The sequence below is a fragment of the Knoellia flava TL1 genome, from assembly GCF_000768675.1.
GTDB classification, from domain to species: Bacteria; Actinomycetota; Actinomycetes; order Actinomycetales; family Dermatophilaceae; genus Knoellia; species Knoellia flava.
Window position 1 is genome coordinate 100443 of the sequence record NZ_AVPI01000087.1, and the last position, 18116, is coordinate 118558.

Consider the following 18116-nt stretch of genomic DNA (forward strand, 5'->3'; position numbering starts at 1 on the left):
CCTGTGCGACGATCCCGAGAGGCCCGCAGCGCCGCGGACCACGAACCCCTGGAGCCATCGCATGCGTCGAGTCCTCGCCATCGTCATCGCCACCCTCGCCGTCCTCGGGACGCCTGCCGCCGCCTCGGCGAAGCCGGACCCCAGTGCGGGCAGGGCGACCTCGTGGTACCTCGCACTGGGTGACTCGCTCGCCGCCGGCTACCAGCCCGGAGTGGGCGACGACCGCGACGGCGGCTACGTCGGCGGGGTCCTCGACGCCCTGCAGGACGACGCACCGAAGACGAAGCTGCGCAACCTCGCCTGCTCGGGCGCGACGACGACGTCGATGCTCGGCACCGACCGGTGCACCTACGAGGCAGGCACGCAGGTGGACGCCGCCGTCGAGTTCCTCAAGGCGCACAAGACGAAGGTCGACCTCGTGACGATCGACATCGGCGCGAACGACGTCACCCCCTGCGCCCGCGGGACGGTCGACGTCGCCTGCGCGATCGCGGCCGTCGGAACGGTGGACCGGAACCTCACGACCATCCTCGGCCGGCTTCGCGCCGCGACGGGCCCGGACACCCAGATCGTCGTCCTCGACTACTACAACCCGTTCCTCGCTGCGTGGCTGACCGGCCCCGCGGGCCAGCAGGTCGCCGGGCTCACGACGGTGCTCCAGGGCATGCTCAACGCCGCCGTCGCGCGCGCCGCCACCACGGCGGACGCCGACGTCGCTGACGTCGCCACGGCGTTCCGGTCGACGGTCACCACGCCGGTGGCGACGGCATACGGGACGATCCCGACGAACGTCGCCACGATCTGCGCGTGGACGTGGATGTGCACCCGCAACGACATCCACGCGAACGACGCGGGGTATGCCGTCCTCGCCGGCACCGTGGTCGCTCGCCTCGACTGAGCCCTCGCCGCCCGACTTCTTGCCCATCCGCGACACGGTCGCCGCCGCGAGCGTCGCAGATGGGCAAGAAGTCGGAGGACCTAGAGTGGGCGCGTGCGCATCGCGAGATTCACGACAGGTGAGGACCCGGCATACGGGCTGGTCGACGGGGCAGGCGAGAAGATCGCCGAGATCACGGGCGACCCGCTCTACCAGCGGATCGAGCTCACCGGCGCGACCCACCTCGTCGAGGACGTGCGGCTGCTCGCACCGGTGATCCCTCGGAGCAAGGTCGTCGGCATCGGCAAGAACTACGCCGACCACGCCAAGGAGATGGGCGGCGAGGCGCCGACGACCCCGCTGATGTTCCTCATCCCCAACACGGCCGTCGTCGGCCCGGGCGACCCCGTCGTCATCCCGTCGGTGACGCAGGAGGTGAGCTACGAGGGCGAGCTCGCCGTCGTCATCGGCCGCCTCGCCAAGGACGTGTCCGTCGAGCACGCGCTGTCGACGGTCTTCGGCTACACCGTCGCCAACGACGTCACCGCGCGCGACCTCCAGCGCAGCGACGGCCAGTGGGCACGGGCCAAGGGCATGGACACCTTCTGCCCGCTCGGGCCGTGGATCGAGACCGACCTCGACCCCGCCGCCTGCCGGATTCGCACCACGCTCGACGGCGAGGTCGTGCAGGACGGCCCGACGTCCGACATGGTGCACGACGTCGCGCAGCTCATCGCCTTCGCCTCCCAGGCCTTCACCCTGCTGCCCGGTGACGTCATCCTCACCGGCACCCCGGCGGGCGTCGGCCCGGTCGTCGCCGGACAGAGGGCCGAGGTCGACATCGACCAGATCGGTGCGCTGAGCAACCCCTTCGTCGCCGCCGACTGACGCCTGCCGCCGGGGCAGGAGGGCTGCGAGTCGGCCGCCCCGGACGGGAGCACGGTAGGTTCCTGGAAAAAGTTCGGGGCGAGGTGTCGTATCCGCCGTCGCCCGTTCGTGGAGGGGATGAACGACACCGCAGGACGCCAACGACGGCGACCGGTCGCTCACCCGTGAGAACCACATTCGAGGGGAACCACCATGGCTCAGTACCTGCTCTCCGTCCCCGGCAGCGTCGACGACGAGATGCCCTCGGACGAGGCCATCCAGCAGATGTTCGCCGACGTCGAGAAGTTCAACGACAAGGTCCGTGCCGCCGGCAAGTGGGTCTTCGCCGGTGGTCTCGAGCCGATCAGCAGCGCGACGGTCGTCGACGCGACCGGCGAGAAGCCGATCGTGACCGACGGACCCTTCTCCGAGGCCAAGGAGTTCCTCGGCGGCTTCTGGGTCATCGAGGCGGACGACCTCGACGAGGCGCTCCAGTGGGCCAAGGAGGGCTCGGCCGCCTGCCAGGGGCGCGTCGAGGTCCGGCCCTTCCAGGGCGAGTGACGACCTCGGACCACGTGCCGCAGGACGACCCCGCCGCCGGGCTCGGTGCGGACGCCGTCGCCGACGTCGTCCGCGCCGAGTACGGCCGGGTCGTGGCCGGACTCATCCGTCGCTTCGGCGACATCGGCCTCGCGGAGGACGCCCTCGGCGAGGCGATCGTCATCGCGCTCGAGCGGTGGCCGCAGGACGGCGTTCCGCCCAACCCGGCGGGGTGGCTCACGACGACGGCCGCACGCAAGGCGCTCGACCACCTGCGCCGCGAGAAGGTGCGCGACGAGAAGTACGCCGAGGCCGCCATGCTCACGGACACGACGCCACCCGAGCCCACCGGACCCGTCGCCGACGACCGACTCCGACTCGTCTTCACCTGCTGCCACCCGGCCCTCGCCGAACCCGCCCGCGTCGCCCTCACCCTGCGCCTGCTCGGCGGCCTCACCGTCGCCGAGATCGCCCGCGCGTTCCTCGTGCCGGAGACGACGATGGCCCAGCGCATCACCCGCGCCAAGGCCAAGATCGCCACGGCCCGCATCCCCTACCGCATCCCCGACGAGGCCGACCTCGCCGAACGGCTCGGCGGCGTGCTCGCCGTGCTCTACCTCGTCTACAACGAGGGCTACCTCAGCTCCGGGCCGGACGACGCGGACCGGCCGGACCTGGCGGAGGAGGCGATCCGGCTCACCCGGGCGTTGCGCTCGGTCGCGAGCGGCATCGGCTCCCCGCCCGAGGTCGACGGACTGCTCGCCCTCATGCTCCTGGCGCAGGCCCGCCGTCCCGCCCGCATCGCCACCGACGGCTCGCTCGTCACCCTCGACGAGCAGGACCGCACCCGGTGGGACGCGGACCTCGTCGACGAGGGGCACGCCCTCGTGCGCGGCTGCCTGGCCCTCAACCGACCCGGTCCCTACCAGCTCCAGGCCGCGATCCAGGCGGTGCACACGGACGCCCTCGACGCTTCGCTCACCGACTGGCGGCAGGTCGTCGCGCTCTACGACCAGCTGCTCGTCGTCTCACCCTCGCCCGTCGTCGCACTCAACCGTGCTGTCGCCGTCGCCGAGCTCGACGGACCACAGGTCGCGCTGAGCATCGTCGACGGCCTCGGGCTCACGGCATACGGGCCGTGGCACGCGACCCGAGCGGACCTCCTGCGCCGTCTGGGACGTCACGAGGACGCCGGACGCGCGTATGCCGCCGCGATCGCGACCACGGAGAACCCCGCCGAGCGTGCGTGGCTGGCTCGCCGGCGCGGCTCGCTGGGCTGAGCTACTTCTCGACGCGGAAACCGAGCTTGATGCCGACCTGTCAGTCGGCGACGCGGCCGCCGTCGCCGAGGTGGCCGCGGATCTCGGTGACCTCGAACCAGCCGAGGTTGCGCACGGTCGTGCTCGCCGACGTGACGGCGTTCTCGACGGCGGCCTCGAGGCCGTCGGGGGAGCTGCCGACGAGCTCCGAGATCGCATAGACGTGGTTGGCCATGGTCCGCCTCCGGGCGTCGCGGCCGGACGCCGGTCGCCCGGTCCTCCCGACAACGTAGACCCGGGGCAGGCACCGGCACGAGGACCAGGTCGCCGGGGTGTCCCTAGAATCGGCGCATCATGAGCGAACAGCCCGCACCCGCAGCCCGCAGCCCCCGCCTCCGCGTCGCCCCCTCGCCGACCGGCGACCCGCACGTCGGCACCGCCTACATGTCGCTGTTCAACCTCGCGTTCGCGAGGCAGCAGGGTGGGCGCTTCCTCCTCCGCATCGAGGACACCGACAGGGCGCGGTTCCGCGAGGACAGCGAGCAGCAGGTCTACGACACCCTGCACTGGCTGGGCCTCACGTGGGACGAGGGCCCGGACATCGGCGGCCCCTACGCCCCCTACAAGCAGAGCGAGCGGCTCGACACCTACCGCCCCTACGTCGACCGGCTGCTCGCCGAGGGCAAGGCCTACCACTGCTGGTGCACCGGCGAGCGCCTCGCGCAGATGCGCGAGATGCAGCAGAAGACGAAGCAGCCCACCGGCTACGACCGCCTCTGCCACGGCAAGAGCCGCGAGGAGCGGGCCGAGCTGCCCGGCTTCAGCGAGACACCGGTCGTGCGCATGTTCGTCCCGGACGACGTGCCGCTCACCTTCGACGACCTCATCCGCGGCACGGTGTCGGCGCCGCGCCCCGACGACCAGGTCATCCTCAAGGCCGACGGCTTCCCGACCTACCACCTCGCCGTCGTCGTCGACGACCACGAGATGGGCATCACCCACGTCGTGCGCGGCGAGGAGTGGATCAGCTCGACGCCCAAGCACGTCCTGCTCTACCAGTGGCTCGGTCTCGAGCCGCCGCGCTTCGCCCACATGCCGCTGCTGCGCAACGCCGACAAGTCCAAGATCAGCAAGCGCAAGAACCCGGCTGCCCGGCTCACGTGGTTCCGCGAGGAGGGCTACCTCCCCGAGGCGCTCGTCAACTTCCTCGCGCTGCTGGCCTACCCGCCGGTGACCGAGGACGACGGCACCGAGCGCGAGGTCTTCACCTTCCGCGAGTTCAGCGACGGCTTCGACTGGAGGAAGGTCAACCCGGTCGGGCCGATCTTCGACCTCAAGAAGCTCGACTGGCTCAACGGTGTCTACATCCGCGAGCTCTCCCTCGGCGACTTCACCTCGCGCCTCCTGCCGTTCCTCGAGCGCGACGAGGTGCTGTCGGGCAACCCGTCGCTCGGCGAGCTCGGCCGGCTCAAGGCGGTGGCCGAGCTCATCCAGACGCGCATCGCGCACCTCACCGAGGCGTCGGCACTCGTCCGTCCCTTCTTCGTCGCCGACGACGCCCTCGAGATCGCCGACGACGCCCGGGCCCAGCTCAAGGACGACGCCGGACAGGTGCTGGACGCGGCGCTCACGGCCCTCGGCGATCTCGACGACGCCGGCACCGGCGTGCTCGGGACGGACAGCGGCTGGAACGCCGCGGCGATCGAGGCCGCCCTGCGCGAGGCGGTCGTCGACGGGCTCGGCATCAAGCCCAAGTTCGCGTTCGGCCCGCTGCGCACGGCGGTCTCCGGTGCGCGGATCAGCCCGCCGCTCTTCGAGTCGATGGAGATTCTCGGCAAGACCTCCACGCTGGCGCGCCTGCGGTCGCTGCGCGACTCGCTCTGACCCGCCCGACGGACGTCTCGGCAGGCGATTTGGGCGCAAGGGAGCGGACGGGTAGTATCGCTCCTCGGTTCACCGGTGCGGACGACTTCGGTCGGAAGCGCCAGTGATACCCCCTTGGGGTATGGTGTAATTGGCAACACTACGGTTTCTGGTACCGTCATTCTAGGTTCGAGTCCTGGTACCCCAGCTTGGTCAATGTCCTTGTGGCACAGGCCGATTCGGAAGATCTGCTGTTCTGCGGTAGGCTTCCACCCGCTGTCCGGCTCGCGCCGAGCAGCAGCTAGGGCCCCGTTGTGTAGCGGCCTAGCACGCCGCCCTCTCAAGGCGGTAGCGCGGGTTCGAATCCCGTCGGGGCTACTCGCACCGAAGCCCCCGCCACCTCCAGGGTGGCGGGGGCTTCTGCGTGTGCGGACGGCCCGCGGCCGCGACGCCGTCAGGCGGAGTGCTGCTCCTCGGCCTGCTTGGCGTGGCGCGCGAGGACCTCGGTGAGCTTGTTGGCGCCGGCGATGACGGTGGCGGCGTGCAGTCGTCCGGGCTGGCGCGAGAGGCGCTCGATGGGGCCCGAGATCGACACGGCGGCGATGACCCGGCCGGAGGGGGAGCGAACGGGGGCGGACACCGACGCGACGCCGGGCTCGCGCTCGCCGACGCTCTGGGACCAGCCGCGGCGCCGGACTCCCGAGAGCGTCGTCGCGTTGAAGGCGGCGCCCTGGAGGCCGCGGTGGAGGCGGTCGGGCTCCTCCCACGCGAGCAGCACCTGGGCGGCCGAGCCGGCGAGCATCGTCAGGCTCGCGCCGATCGGGATGGAGTCACGCAGGCCGACGGGGCGCTCGGCCGCGGAGACGCAGATGCGGTGGTCGCCCTGGCGGCGGAAGAGCTGCGCGCTCTCGTTCGTGTGGTCGCGCAGCGCGCCGAGCACCGGACCCGCCGCGGCGAGCAGGCGGTCCTCGCCGGCGGCTGCGGCGAGCTCGCCGAGGCGCGGACCGAGGACGAAGCGGCCCTGCATGTCGCGGCCGACCAGCCGGTGGTGCTCGAGGGCGACGGCGAGACGGTGGGCCGTCGGTCGGGCCAGGCCGGTGGCCGTGACGAGCTGCGCGAGGGTCGATGGGCCGGCCTCGAGGGCGCTCAAGACGATGGCAGCCTTGTCGAGAACGCCGACCCCACTGGTGTTGTCCATGTCTTGATATTGCCGTCCCAAGCGGTGAGACGCAAGTTCCACGTTCCGGACGGCGTGCCAACCTCGGTCTGAGCGACGTCGCCGACGACCGGTCGACGACGTCCCGAACTCGTCTGTGGAGGTGTTGGCCGTGGGGAAGACCCTGGCGGAGAAGGTGTGGGATGCGCACGTCGTGCGCCGTGGTGAGGGCGAGCCGGACCTGCTCTACATCGACCTGCACCTCCTGCACGAGGTGACGAGCCCGCAGGCCTTCGACGGGCTGCGGCTCTCCGGCCGCCCCGTCCGCCGCACCGACCTCACCCTCGCCACCGAGGACCACAATGTCCCGACGACCCCGGGGCCGATCTCGGACCCGGTGAGCCTCACCCAGGTCCAGACCCTGCGGCGCAACTGCGAGGAGTTCGGGATCCGCCTCTACCCGATGGGAGACGCGGAGCAGGGCATCGTCCACGTCGTCGGGCCGCAGCTCGGGCTCACCCAGCCGGGCATGACGGTCGTCTGCGGCGACAGCCACACCTCGACCCACGGCGCGTTCGGCGCGCTGGCCTTCGGCATCGGCACCTCCGAGGTCGAGCACGTCCTCGCCACGCAGACCCTGCCGCTCAAGCCGTTCCGCACCATGGCGGTCACCGTCGAGGGTGAGCTCCCCGCCGGCGTGACGTCGAAGGACATCGTGCTCGCCGTCATCGCCAAGATCGGGACCGGCGGCGGTCAGGGCTACGTGCTCGAGTACCGCGGCAGCGCGATCCGGTCGCTGTCGATGGAGGCCCGGATGACCGTGTGCAACATGTCGATCGAGGCCGGTGCCCGCGCCGGCATGATCGCTCCGGACGAGACGACCTTCGCCTACCTCGAGGGCCGCGACCACGCCCCCAAGGGCGCCGACTGGGACGCCGCCGTGGCGAGCTGGCGCGAGCTGCGCACCGACGACGACGCCGAGTTCGACGCGGAGGTAGTGCTCGACGCCGCGTCCCTCACGCCGTTCGTCACGTGGGGCACCAACCCCGGCCAGGGCGCGCCCCTCGGCGACGCCGTCCCGGACCCCTCGCTCATGGAGGACTCCGACCGGCAGGCGGCCGAACGCGCGCTCGAGTACATGGGGCTCGAGGCGGGCACGCCGCTGCGCAACATCGCCGTCGACACGGTCTTCGTCGGCTCCTGCACCAACGGCCGCATCGAGGACCTCCGCGCGGCCGCCGAGGTGGTCAAGGGCCGCCGGGTCGCCGACGGCGTCCGCATGCTCGTCGTGCCGGGCTCGGCCAGGGTGCGGCTCCAGGCCGAGGCCGAGGGCCTCGACACCGTCTTCACCGAGGCGGGTGCCGAGTGGCGCCTGCCCGGGTGCTCGATGTGCCTGGCGATGAACCCCGACAAGCTCGCACCGGGGGAGCGCAGCGCCTCGACGTCCAACCGCAACTTCGAGGGACGGCAGGGCAAGGGTGGCCGCACCCACCTCGTCAGCCCGCTCGTGGCCGCCGCCACCGCCGTGCGCGGCACCCTCTCCAGCCCGTCCGACCTCGAGCCCGTCGCGGCCGGCTCGCTCGCCGCCCAGGAGGCCTGACATGGAAGCCTTCACGACCCACACCGGCATCGGCGTCCCGCTGCGTCGCAGCAACGTCGACACCGACCAGATCATCCCGGCCGAGTACCTCAAGCGGGTCACGAAGTCCGGTTTCGAGGACGGGCTCTTCGCTGCCTGGCGCACCGACGAGACCTTCGTCCTCAACGACCCCACGTATGCCGCGGGGTCGGTCCTCGTCGCCGGTCCCGACTTCGGGACGGGCAGCTCGCGCGAGCACGCCGTCTGGGCGCTCATGAACTACGGCTTCCGGGTCGTCATCTCCTCGCGGTTCGCCGACATCTTCCGCGGCAACAGCAGCAAGGCGGGCCTGCTCGCCGCGCAGTGCAGCCAGGACGACGTCGAGCTGCTGTGGAAGCTCCTCGAGAACGAGCCGGGCACCTCGGTCACCGTCGACCTCGAGTCGCGGACGGTCACGGCGGGCGACCTCACCGCTGCCTTCCAGGTGGACGACTACGCCCGCTGGCGGCTGCTCGAGGGCCTCGACGACATCTCGCTCACGCTGCGGCACGAGGGCGACATCACGGCATACGAGGGCACGCGACCCACCTGGAAGCCCGTCACGCTCTGAGTCCAACGGCGCGACACGCCGTCTGCGCGTGGGGAGTTGACGTCTCCTCGAACCGTGTCGGCCTGTGACTGGTGTGACTGGTGGGATGTCGTTCCCGCTTCCATCTAGCGACCGCATCGTGAGTCGTCACTCAACAGAATGTGTCAATTCCGCTGTGCAGCAGTGCTTTTCACGTTCATGGCTCCCGTGAGGGCGCGTGCTGGTGCGAGCGGCCCCCTCGGCGAGCCTTCGAGCGACGCCCTCCCAAAGCCCTTGTGGGACAACGGAACACGCTCCGAGGGTGGTGGACGTGCCCACTGAGCAGGCATAACGTCGTCGGCAGGTCAGGGAACCGCCTGGTCACACGCACATCGTCGGGTCGTCCGGCGGCACACACGATGGAGTCACAGTGAACAAGGGAGAACTCGTCCGGGAGCTCGAGAAGCGTCTCGGCAGCCGCAAGGCAGCGACCGAGGCCCTCGACGCGGTCCTCGACACGATCGTCCGCGAGATCACCAAGGGCGGCAAGGTCGGCATCACCGGCTTCGGCACCTTCGACCGGGTCGAGCGCGCCGCGCGGACCGGCCGCAACCCGCGCTCGGGCGCGAGCGTCCGGATCCCGAAGGCCAAGGCTCCCCGCTTCCGCGCGGGCGCCGCGTTCAAGGCCTACGTCAAGAAGCCCTCGACCCTGCCCAAGGCATCCCCGGCGGCCCAGCGTGCGAGCGCGGGCACGGCCACCGCCACGAAGGCGACCACCGCGAAGGCCGCGGCGCCCGCCAGGAAGGCGGCTGCGAAGTCGACGGCCACCAAGGCCACCGCGGCCAGGGCGACGACCGCCAAGAAGGCGGCGACCACCAAGGCGACCGCGACCAAGGCCGCCGCCAAGAAGACGGCGACCAAGGCCGCCCCCGCCACGAAGACGACCGCGAAGAAGGCGACCGCGACCAAGACCGCGACGAAGTCCGTCGCGAAGAAGGCGCCCGCCACGAAGGCGGCGACCACGACCAAGGCCGCCGCCAAGAAGGCTCCGGCGAAGAAGACCGCCACGAAGGCCGCGGCGACGAAGACGGCGGCCAAGAAGGCTCCCGCCACGAAGACTGCCGCGAAGAAGACGACGGCGAAGAAGGCACCTGCCAAGAAGCGCTGAACGAACCGACGCGAGAGGGCCGGCACCCCGACGGGGGCCGGCCCTCTCCGCTGCCCGGGCGAACGGGCATGCCGCTCATGGGGTCAGCGGATGACCTCGCCCTCCCCGATGCCGACGATCCAGAGGCGCGACACCTCGGTGCCCTCGACGTCGACGCTCACCCGCTGGCCCGGGCGCACGTGCCGCAGGGCGCTGGAGGCGAAGACCGCGCCGGGCCACGTCACGAGGCGGCCGTCGTCGAGCAGCGCGGAGCCGGAGCCGTCCTCGGCGAAGGTGTGGATGCTCGCTTGCACCCTCCGACGCTATCGCCCCAGGGCCGCGAGCGTCCGTGGACCCGGCCTGAGGTGCTCGACCGCCCAGCGCAGCGACACGTCGTCGTCGACGTCGTGGCGCAGCCCGGGCGCCTCGACGTCGAGCGGCACGTGGCCGAGGTCGAGATGCCGTGCGGCGCTGCCGGGACCGAAGGCGAGGGCGGGTCCGCGCCCCGTCGTCGTGCCGACGAGGGCCGTCCCCGTGCCCTCGGCGTCCGCGACGAAGAAGCTCGGGTGCGCGCTGCCATGGCGCAGGACGGCCTCGAGCTCGCCTGCCGTGAGGGCGGGATGGTCGCCGAGGAGGACCGCGACGTGGGTGCCCCCACGCCCGAGCGCCTCGCGCACCCCTGCGGAGCACGCGTCGTCGAGACCCGTCCCCGGGTCGCTCACGACGACGAACCCCTGCGAGATCGCGTATGCCGTCTCGCCGGGTTCCGCGGTGACGACGACGACGTGGCCGGTCCCGACGACGTCGGCGGTGACGGCGAGGGTGTCGTGGGCGACGGCGGCGACGATCGCGCCGTCGTCGAGCCCGCTGGCGTCGAGCGTGCTCCGCAGCCGGGACTTGGCCGCCGGGCCACCCTTGACGGGGACGACGACGTGCCACCGGGGCTCGGGCACCTGCTCCATGACCCGATCCTCTCCCGGCTGGCCTGCCTGCTCGACATCACCCCTTGCGCCGACCAAGATGTGCGCAGACTGCGCGCCCGGCCTCCCCGGCGCGCCCGCCACGTGCGCGGACCGACGGAAGGACTGCATGAGGACCGGGCCACGACACTCCCCGCCGGCATACCGGTTCGCGGTGACCGTCCTGCGACCCCTCCTCATGTCGCTGACCCGGCGGGCGTGGACGGGGGCCGAGCACCTGCCCCGCGACCGCGGCTTCGTCGCGGTGTCGAACCACATCTCGCACGTTGACCCGTTCGTCTTCGCGCACTTCCTCAACGACTCCGGCATCGTGCCGCACTTCCTCGGCAAGGTGGAGGTCTTCCGGATCCCGCTCATCGGCATGGTGCTGCGGGGGGCCGACCAGATCCCGGTCTACCGGGAGACGGGACAGGCCTCCGACGCCTACCGCGCGGCGGTGCAAGCCGTCGAGGACGGCAAGTGCGTTGCCATCTATCCCGAGGGCACCGTCACCCGCGAGCCCGACCTGTGGCCGATGCGTGGCAAGACCGGCGCCGCCCGGATCGCCCTCGAGACCGGGTGCCCGGTCATCCCGGTCGCGCAGTGGGGCGCACAGGAGATCCTCGGCCCCTACTCGCACCGCCCGAGCGTCCTTCCCCGGCACACGATGCAGGTGAGCGCGGGGGAGCCCGTCGACCTGTCCGACCTCCACGGACGTCCCGTGACCGCCGAGGTCCTCGCCGAGGCGACGGAGCGGATCATGGTGGCGCTCACCGCCCAGCTCGAGCCTCTGCGTGGCGAGACCGCTCCCGAGGGCCGCTTCGACCCGCGCGACCACGGCATCACCGTCACCGGCCGGCCGCGTGCCGTGAGGCCGAGTGAGCGTTCGGCCTCACGGCGGGCGTCCGACCCCGCACAATGGGCCGACGAGGTCGCCGGGCGCCGCCGCGACAGCGACGACGGCCGCACCACCGACACCAGCCCCGACGACGAGAGGGACCCCGCGTGAGCACTGCAGCGGTCTTCGGCACTGGCAGCTGGGGGACGGCCTTCGCGTCGGTCCTCGCCGACGCGGGCACCGAGGTGCGCATGTGGGGGCGCAGGCCCGAGGTCGTCGCGGCGATCAACGCGGGCTGCAACGACGAGTACCTTCCCGAGCTGCCCCTGCCCCACCGCATCACGGCGACGTCCGACCCGGCGGAGGCCGCCGCGGGCGCCGACATCGTCGTTCTCGCGGTGCCGTCGCAGACGTTGCGCGACAACCTCGCTTCGTGGGGCTCGGTCCTCCCGTCCGGTGCCGCCGTCGTCTCGCTCATGAAGGGAGTCGAGCTCGGCACGACGAAGCGCATGAGCGAGGTCATCGCCGACGCCGGTGGTGTCGACCCGTCGCGCATCGTCGTCGTGTCCGGCCCGAACCTCGCCCGCGAGATCGCGGTCAAGCAGCCCGCGGCGAGCACCGTCGCCTCGTCCGACGAGGCGGCGGCGCAGCAGGTGGCGGACGCCTGCGCGGCGGCCTACTTCCGCCCCTACACGAGCACCGATGTCGTCGGCACCGAGATCGCGGGCGCGACGAAGAACGTCATCGCGCTCGCCGTGGGCATGGCCGAGGGCCTCGGGATGGGCGACAACTCCAAGGCGTCGATCATCACCCGCGGGCTCGCCGAGACGACCCGCCTCGGCATGGCCCTCGGCGGCTCGCCCGCGACCTTCGCCGGTCTCGCGGGAGTCGGCGACCTCATCGCCACGTGCATGTCGCCGCTGTCGCGCAACCACAGCTTCGGCGTGCGTCTCGGCCAGGGCATGACCGTCGACGAGGTCGTGGCCGTGACGAAGCAGACCGCCGAGGGCGTCAAGTCGTGCACCTCGATCCTCGACCTCGCGCGCCAGCACGGCGTCGACGTGCCGATCATCGAGCAGGTCGACGCCATGATCACCGAGGGCAAGTCCGCGCAGGACGTCGTCGGCGCGCTGCTCTCGCGGCCGCGCAAGGCCGAGACCGGCTGACGCGGGCCCTTCCCAGCGCCGGCTGACACCGGCTGACGCCCTAGCGGCCGGTCGCGATGTCGAGCGCCGCCGACAGGTCGCGCCAGAGGTCCTCGACGTCCTCGATGCCGACCGACAGCCGGAGCAGGTCGTCGGGCACGGCCTCGGGCTCACCGGGCTGGCGCCGGCGCCGCTCGACCTGGCTCTCGACGCCGCCGAGGCTCGTCGCGTGCACCCAGACGCGCGTCGCCGCCGAGACGCGCTCGGCGGTCTCGGCGTCGCCGTCGAGCTCGATCGAGACCATCGCCCCGAACCCGGGGTAGCGGACCCGCGAGACGGCCGGGTGCCCGGCGAGGCGCTCGGCCAGGTCGGCCGCGTTGGCGCTCGCCCGCTCGAGCCGCACCGAGAGCGTCCGCATCCCGCGCAGCGCCAGCCACGTCTCCATCGGACCGGCGATCGCACCGTGGAGCTGGCGGTGCCGGCGCACCCGCTCGTGCAGCGCGCGGCCCGCGTCGTCGCGACCGGTGACGACGGCGCCGAGGAGCAGGTCGCTGTGGCCGGAGAGGTACTTCGTCACCGAGTGCACGACGAGGTCGGCGCCGAGGGTGAGTGGCTGCTGGAGCAGGGGAGTGGCGAAGGTGTTGTCGACAGCGACGAGGACCCCGCGCTCACGGGCCGCCGCGGCGAGCACCTCGACCTCGGCGACCTCGAGCAGCGGGTTCGTCGGCGACTCGAGCCAGAGCATGGCGGCGCCGTCGAGGGCGGCGACGACCCCGCCGGTGTCCGTGACGTCGACCTGGGTGACGACGACCTCGCCGGCCTCCGAGCGGTCGGCGAGGGTGACGAGCGTGCCGTTGTAGGCCGCGGTCGGCACGACGACCCGGCCTCCGTGGGGCACGAGGGAGAGGGCCGCCGCGACCGCCGCCATGCCCGAGGCGAAGACCAGGGCCTCTCCACCCTCGAGCGACCCGAGCGCCTCCTCGAACGCCGACCACGTCGGGTTGGCGACGCGGGCATAGCTCGCGGCGCCGTCCGCGTGGTAGGTCGAGCTGAGCGTGAGCGGGGCGCCGACCTGCTCGCCCGGCTCGCGCGCCACCCGGCCGAGAGCGACGAGGCGGGTGGCGGGGCTGAGGTCGTCGTGGTCCACGGCGTGAGCGTATGCCGGGTGCTCGCCTCCCCGGGATAGGGTCTCTCGCGATGGACACCGACTCCCAGACCCCGGACCCCGCCCCCGAGTCCCGCCGCCTGCGGGTCGCCCTCGTCTTCGGTGGCCGCTCCTCGGAGCACGCCGTGTCCTGCGCGACGGCGGCGAGCGTCATGTCCGCCCTCGACCCCGAGCGCTACGAGGTCATCCCGATCGGCATCGCCAAGGACGGCAGCTGGGTGCTCGCACCGGCCGACCCGGAGCCGTTGCGCCTCGCGCCCGGGCACGTGCCCGAGGTCGACGCGAGCGGCCCGGCGATCCTCGTGCCGACGAGCATGTCGGCCCGCCACCTCATCGTCCAGGAGCCCGGCGCCGCACCCCGCGAGCTGAGCGACGTCGACGTCGTCTTCCCGCTCCTCCACGGCCCCTTCGGCGAGGACGGCACGATCCAGGGGCTGCTCGACCTCGCCGACGTCCGCTACGTCGGCTCCGGCGTCACGGCCTCGGCCGTGATGATGGACAAGCACATGATGAAGGTCGTCTTCCAGGCGGCCGGGCTGCCCGTCGGCCCCTACGTCGTCATTGCCGACCGCCAGTGGCGCCGTGACCCCGAGGCCGCGCTCGACGCCGTGGGTGCGCTCGACTACCCGGTCTTCGTCAAGCCTGCCCGGGCCGGCTCGAGCATGGGCATCACCAAGGTCGACTCGGTCGACGGGCTCCGCGACGCGGTCGAGGCCGCCCGCGAGCACGACCCCAAGGTCGTCGTCGAGCAGGGTGTCGTCGGCCGGGAGATCGAGTGCGGCGTGCTCGACGGCCACGGCACCGACGCACCTCGCACGAGCCCGCTCGGCGAGGCCATCGTCGTCAAGGGGCACGCCTTCTACGACTTCGAGGCGAAGTACCTTGCCGACGACGATATCCGGCTCGAGTCGCCGGCCGACGTCTCGCCCGAGATCGCCGAGCAGGTCGCGCAGATGGCGCTCACCGCCTTCGAAGCCGCCGGCTGCGAGGGCCTCGCGAGGTGCGACTTCTTCCTCACCGAGTCGGGCGAGCTCCTCATCAACGAGATCAACACGATGCCGGGCTTCACCCCGAGCTCGATGTACCCCCGCATGTGGGCGGCCGCCGGCCTCACCTACCCCGAGCTCGTCGACGAGCTCATCGCGCTCGCGATGGAGCGCCGCGTCGGTCTGCGCTGACCGCGCGGGCCCTCAGCGGCAGGCGAGGCCGTTCGTCGGCAGCTTCTGGGCCGCGGCGCTGAACGCCGGCAGGAGCAGCGGCTCGGGGGCGTAGTCCTTGGGCACGAGCACCTCGATCGCCGGATCGCGCCCGAACGTCGTGAAGCGCGTGCCGTCGCTCAGCGCCTGCGCCACCCACCCCAAACCGTCGACCTCGATGCAGTCGTCGGTCGTCGGCCCGAGCGCGGGGACCCCGCACCGTGCGATGACCGGGGGATCCCCGTATGCCGTCCCCGCGCCCGCGTCGGACACCTCGCGTCGCGCTTTGCCGCCGACCTCGTCGGGCCACGCGGAGGCGGCGGCACGGCATACGTCACCGTTCGCGAGGGGAGCGGGCGCGACCTCGACGGCGGACGAGCAGCCGGACAGCACGACGACGGCGGTGGCGCAGAGCGCCACCGCCGTCGTCACGTGCGTCCGTCGGGTCACGGTCAGACGTGGACCACCGTGCAGGTGAGGGTGCGCGTGATGCCCTCGACCTCCTGGATCTTGGCGATGACGAGCTTGCCGAGCTCGTCGACCGTCTCGGCCTCGACGCGCGCGATGCAGTCGTAGGGGCCGGTGACGTCCTCGGCGAGCGCCACTCCCGGGATCGCCGCGATCGCCTCGGCCACGGCCGCCGCGCGACCGACCTCGGTCTGGATCAGGATGTAGGCCTGGACCACTGGATGCCACCTCACTGTCATGGGAGCGTCGCCGCTCCGGGGGATGTCGTTGTCGTCCTGCGACCGTCGCCGGGGCGACGGTGACTGCACGGTACCGTGCCGGGAGTTCGCACGTCTCGGGTGCTCAGGAGGTGGCGGTGTGGTGCCGCACACGACGATCGGCTCGGTGAGCGAGTCCGACGTGCTCGCCCGGATCCTGCCCCTCTTCGCGTCGAGCCCGCACGCCGGGTCCGGTGTCGTCGTGCCGCCGGGGGACGACGCGGCGGTGCTCTCGACCGGCGCCTCGGTCGTCGTCACGACCGACACGATGGTCCGCGGCCGCGACTGGCGCGACGACTGGTCGAGCGGGCACGACGTCGGGACCAAGGTCGTCGCCCAGAACGTCAGCGACGTCGCGGCGATGGGCGCCGTCCCGACGGGCCTGCTCGTCGCCCTCGCCGCAGACCCCGATACCGACCTCGACTGGGTGCTCGACCTCACGCGGGGCATCGCGGACGCGGCCGAGGACGCCGGGTGCCCCGTCGTCGGCGGTGACCTCTCCTCAGCCCCGCCGGGCGTCGTCATCGTGTCCGTTACGGCGTTCGGCGACCTTCAGGGGCGCGCGCCGGTGCTCCGGTCGGGTGCGCGGCCGGGCGACATCGTGGCGGTTGCCGGCTCGCTCGGCTGGTCCGGCGCCGGGCTTGCGCTCTACGAGGCGGGTGCCCGCCCGACGACCCTGTCTCTCCCACCGGACCAGCACAGCGACCGGGACAAGAACATGTCGGTGCTCCAGTGGTACCACCGGTCGCCACGCCCGCCGTGGGAGTCCGGCCCGGTGGCCGCAGACGCCGGCGCGACGTCGATGATCGACCTCTCCGACGGCCTTGTCCGGGACGGCGGGCGCATCGCGACAGCGAGCGGCGTCGAGCTCGCCCTGGACGAGATGGCACTACGAGGATATCTCTACGCGTTCGAGGAGGCACTGACTCCCGACGAGGGCTGGCGGCAGGTCCTGTCCGGGGGAGAGGAGCACTCGCTGCTCGCGACGTTCCCCCCGGGATCGGTGCCCGAGGACCTGGCCGCCCCCTGGACCGTCATCGGCGAGGTCGTCGAGGCCGGCCCCGCCGGACCGCGGCTCACGGTCGGGGGAGCGGTGCCGAGCGTCACCGGCTGGGACCACTTCGCCGGCTGACCGGCATACCCCCGTCGTCCCGCCCGTCCCGACATGCCCACGCAGAGCGTGGGACCCGCCGCCTGACGTGGGTTCGTCGCACTGCGGGCGGGAACGGTTGTGCTGTGAGGTGCGAGGTTCCCACCCGAAGTCGCCGGTCGACGGCGAGAGCCCGGGCATGCGAGAGGGCGCCGTCCGGAAGTCCGGACGGCGCCCTCTCGGGTACGGCTAGGGGGTCAGCGCTTGACCTTGCCCGCCTTGAGGCAGGAGGTGCAGACGTTGAGACGCTTCGGGGTCACGCCCTTGTCGCCGACGAGAGCCTTCACGCGCTGGATGTTCGGGTTCCAGCGACGCTTGGTGCGGCGGTGCGAGTGCGAGATGCTGTGGCCGAAGCCGGGTCCCTTGCCGCAGACATCGCAGTTGGCAGCCACGGTGGATCTCCTTGAAGTCAGGTGTCATACGAAACGGCTGGATCGCCAGCCGTCTCAGGTCGAGGTTCTCCGGTGTCCGCCCCGGGCGGGGCTCACGCGGAACCGTCCAAGCGTAGCCGAGTTCGGGTGTGGCTCCAAAACGCGTCGGAGCCGCCCGATAGCCTGCCACCGTGCCAGCCGTCCTCGATGCCGACGCAGCCCGACTCTGGGGTGCCCTGACGCGAGCCGCCTTCGCCGCACGGCGCACCGAGATCGACGACCTCAACGTCTTCCCGGTGCCCGACGGGGACACGGGCACCAACCTCTATCTCACGATGGACGCGGCCCTGGGTGAGGTGCGGCGCGAGCACGGCGAGCGCGGCATCCTCGGCACCGCCTCGCTCGTCGACGAGGCACGCACCCTCTCGCGGGCCCTGCTCATGTCGGCGCGCGGCAACTCGGGCGTCATCGTCAGCCAGATCGTCGCCGGGGTGACCGCCGTCGTCGTCGAGGAGGAGCTCGCCGACCTCGACGGGCCCGCTCTCGCCCGGGCCGTGACGCGTGGTGCCGAGATGGCGCGTGCCAGCGTCGCGCACCCGCAGGAGGGCACCATCCTCAGCGTCGCCGACGCGCTCGCCGAGGCGGCTCGGGAGGCGGCCGACGGGGGAGGCGACGCCGTCGCCGTGGCCGCGGCGGCCGTGTCCGCCGCCG

General features: G+C 72.2%; 21 protein-coding genes and 2 tRNA genes. 15 read left to right on the forward strand and 8 right to left on the reverse strand.

From position 1 onward, the window contains the following. The first annotated feature begins 61 nt into the window (after positions 1 to 61). The 4 genes from N798_RS16950 (at position 62) to N798_RS16965 (ending at position 3564) form a co-directional block, all read left to right on the forward strand. Complete coding sequence (locus N798_RS16950; protein ID WP_052117489.1) at positions 62 to 898, forward strand: SGNH/GDSL hydrolase family protein; 837 nt, start codon at positions 62 to 64, stop codon at positions 896 to 898. Positions 899 to 991: 93 nt separating this feature from the next. Continuing rightward, a complete protein-coding gene (locus tag N798_RS16955; protein WP_035951028.1) occupies positions 992 to 1765 on the forward strand; it encodes a fumarylacetoacetate hydrolase family protein in 774 nt (257 codons plus the stop codon). 192 nt (positions 1766 to 1957) lie between these two features. After that, positions 1958 to 2305 carry a YciI family protein gene (locus N798_RS16960; RefSeq protein ID WP_035951030.1) on the forward strand — a complete coding sequence of 116 codons (348 nt, stop codon included), beginning with the start codon at positions 1958 to 1960 and terminating at the stop codon, positions 2303 to 2305. Further along, entirely contained in the window at positions 2302 to 3564 is a 1263-nt protein-coding gene (locus tag N798_RS16965; RefSeq protein WP_229708685.1) for an RNA polymerase sigma factor, read from the forward strand. Before N798_RS16960 ends, N798_RS16965 begins: the two co-directional genes overlap by 4 nt. A gap of 40 nt (positions 3565 to 3604) precedes the next feature. Here the strand turns inward: N798_RS16965 and N798_RS16970 are convergent, their stop codons facing one another. After that, positions 3605 to 3778 carry a dodecin gene (locus tag N798_RS16970; RefSeq protein WP_052117490.1) on the reverse strand — a complete coding sequence of 58 codons (174 nt, stop codon included), beginning with the start codon at positions 3776 to 3778 and terminating at the stop codon, positions 3605 to 3607. 119 nt (positions 3779 to 3897) lie between these two features. Between N798_RS16970 and gltX the strand changes: the two genes are divergently transcribed. From gltX to N798_RS16985, 3 genes are all read left to right on the forward strand, one after another. Next, positions 3898 to 5427 (forward strand): glutamate--tRNA ligase, encoded by a 1530-nt coding sequence (gene gltX, locus N798_RS16975; protein WP_035951031.1) that lies wholly within the window; start codon positions 3898 to 3900, stop codon positions 5425 to 5427. Positions 5428 to 5542: 115 nt separating this feature from the next. Further along, a tRNA-Gln gene (locus N798_RS16980) sits at positions 5543 to 5614 on the forward strand. Between the two features lie 97 nt (positions 5615 to 5711). Next, positions 5712 to 5784: transfer RNA gene (locus tag N798_RS16985), tRNA-Glu, on the forward strand. A 76-nt stretch (positions 5785 to 5860) separates the two neighbouring features. On the opposite strand, the gene N798_RS16990 is transcribed toward N798_RS16985, so the two are convergent. Further along, on the reverse strand, positions 5861 to 6604 hold the full coding sequence (locus N798_RS16990) for an IclR family transcriptional regulator (protein ID WP_035951033.1): 744 nt from the start codon (positions 6602 to 6604) through the stop codon (positions 5861 to 5863). Between the two features lie 130 nt (positions 6605 to 6734). Here N798_RS16990 and leuC point away from each other — a divergent pair, with 130 nt between their 5' ends. The 3 genes from leuC to N798_RS17005 all read left to right on the forward strand — a co-directional run bounded on the left by leuC (position 6735) and on the right by N798_RS17005 (position 9877). Next, complete coding sequence (gene leuC / locus N798_RS16995) at positions 6735 to 8162, forward strand: 3-isopropylmalate dehydratase large subunit (protein WP_035951034.1); 1428 nt, start codon at positions 6735 to 6737, stop codon at positions 8160 to 8162. 1 nt (position 8163) lies between these two features. Beyond that, positions 8164 to 8751 (forward strand): 3-isopropylmalate dehydratase small subunit, encoded by a 588-nt coding sequence (gene leuD, locus N798_RS17000; RefSeq protein ID WP_035951037.1) that lies wholly within the window; start codon positions 8164 to 8166, stop codon positions 8749 to 8751. A gap of 388 nt (positions 8752 to 9139) precedes the next feature. After that, complete coding sequence (locus N798_RS17005; protein WP_035951039.1) at positions 9140 to 9877, forward strand: HU family DNA-binding protein; 738 nt, start codon at positions 9140 to 9142, stop codon at positions 9875 to 9877. A gap of 83 nt (positions 9878 to 9960) precedes the next feature. Here N798_RS17005 and N798_RS17010 read toward each other — a convergent pair whose 3' ends face one another. Both N798_RS17010 and N798_RS17015 read right to left on the reverse strand, forming a co-directional pair. Beyond that, positions 9961 to 10170, reverse strand: a complete 210-nt coding sequence (locus N798_RS17010) for a hypothetical protein (protein ID WP_035951042.1) — start codon at positions 10168 to 10170, stop codon at positions 9961 to 9963. A 9-nt stretch (positions 10171 to 10179) separates the two neighbouring features. After that, positions 10180 to 10818: a CofC family guanylyltransferase gene (locus tag N798_RS17015; protein WP_035951044.1), complete on the reverse strand. Its 639-nt coding sequence runs from the start codon at positions 10816 to 10818 to the stop codon at positions 10180 to 10182. Positions 10819 to 10945: 127 nt separating this feature from the next. Here N798_RS17015 and N798_RS17020 point away from each other — a divergent pair, with 127 nt between their 5' ends. Further along, complete coding sequence (locus N798_RS17020) at positions 10946 to 11824, forward strand: lysophospholipid acyltransferase family protein (RefSeq protein ID WP_308738194.1); 879 nt, start codon at positions 10946 to 10948, stop codon at positions 11822 to 11824. Next, complete coding sequence (locus tag N798_RS17025; RefSeq protein ID WP_035951047.1) at positions 11821 to 12819, forward strand: NAD(P)H-dependent glycerol-3-phosphate dehydrogenase; 999 nt, start codon at positions 11821 to 11823, stop codon at positions 12817 to 12819. The genes N798_RS17020 and N798_RS17025 overlap by 4 nt, the downstream gene beginning before the upstream one ends. 40 nt (positions 12820 to 12859) lie before the next feature. On the opposite strand, the gene N798_RS17030 is transcribed toward N798_RS17025, so the two are convergent. Further along, positions 12860 to 13945, reverse strand: coding sequence for a trans-sulfuration enzyme family protein (locus N798_RS17030; protein WP_035951050.1), 1086 nt, complete (start codon positions 13943 to 13945; stop codon positions 12860 to 12862). Between the two features lie 50 nt (positions 13946 to 13995). On the opposite strand from N798_RS17030, the gene N798_RS17035 reads away from it, so the two are divergent. Further along, on the forward strand, positions 13996 to 15141 hold the full coding sequence (locus tag N798_RS17035; protein WP_035951053.1) for a D-alanine--D-alanine ligase family protein: 1146 nt from the start codon (positions 13996 to 13998) through the stop codon (positions 15139 to 15141). A 12-nt stretch (positions 15142 to 15153) separates the two neighbouring features. On the opposite strand, the gene N798_RS17040 is transcribed toward N798_RS17035, so the two are convergent. Together N798_RS17040 and N798_RS17045 are read right to left on the reverse strand one after the other, a co-directional pair. After that, complete coding sequence (locus N798_RS17040; RefSeq protein WP_229708689.1) at positions 15154 to 15609, reverse strand: DUF3515 family protein; 456 nt, start codon at positions 15607 to 15609, stop codon at positions 15154 to 15156. Between the two features lie 2 nt (positions 15610 to 15611). After that, a complete protein-coding gene (locus N798_RS17045; protein WP_035951055.1) occupies positions 15612 to 15845 on the reverse strand; it encodes an Lrp/AsnC ligand binding domain-containing protein in 234 nt (77 codons plus the stop codon). Between the two features lie 142 nt (positions 15846 to 15987). Here N798_RS17045 and thiL point away from each other — a divergent pair, with 142 nt between their 5' ends. After that, a complete protein-coding gene (gene thiL / locus N798_RS17050) occupies positions 15988 to 17016 on the forward strand; it encodes a thiamine-phosphate kinase (protein WP_035951123.1) in 1029 nt (342 codons plus the stop codon). A 215-nt stretch (positions 17017 to 17231) separates the two neighbouring features. Here thiL and rpmB read toward each other — a convergent pair whose 3' ends face one another. Then, on the reverse strand, positions 17232 to 17426 hold the full coding sequence (rpmB, locus tag N798_RS17055) for a 50S ribosomal protein L28 (RefSeq protein WP_009778186.1): 195 nt from the start codon (positions 17424 to 17426) through the stop codon (positions 17232 to 17234). A 170-nt stretch (positions 17427 to 17596) separates the two neighbouring features. Here rpmB and N798_RS17060 point away from each other — a divergent pair. Then, positions 17597 to 18116: DAK2 domain-containing protein (locus N798_RS17060; RefSeq protein WP_035951059.1), on the forward strand; the 520-nt coding region annotated here is incomplete at its 3' end.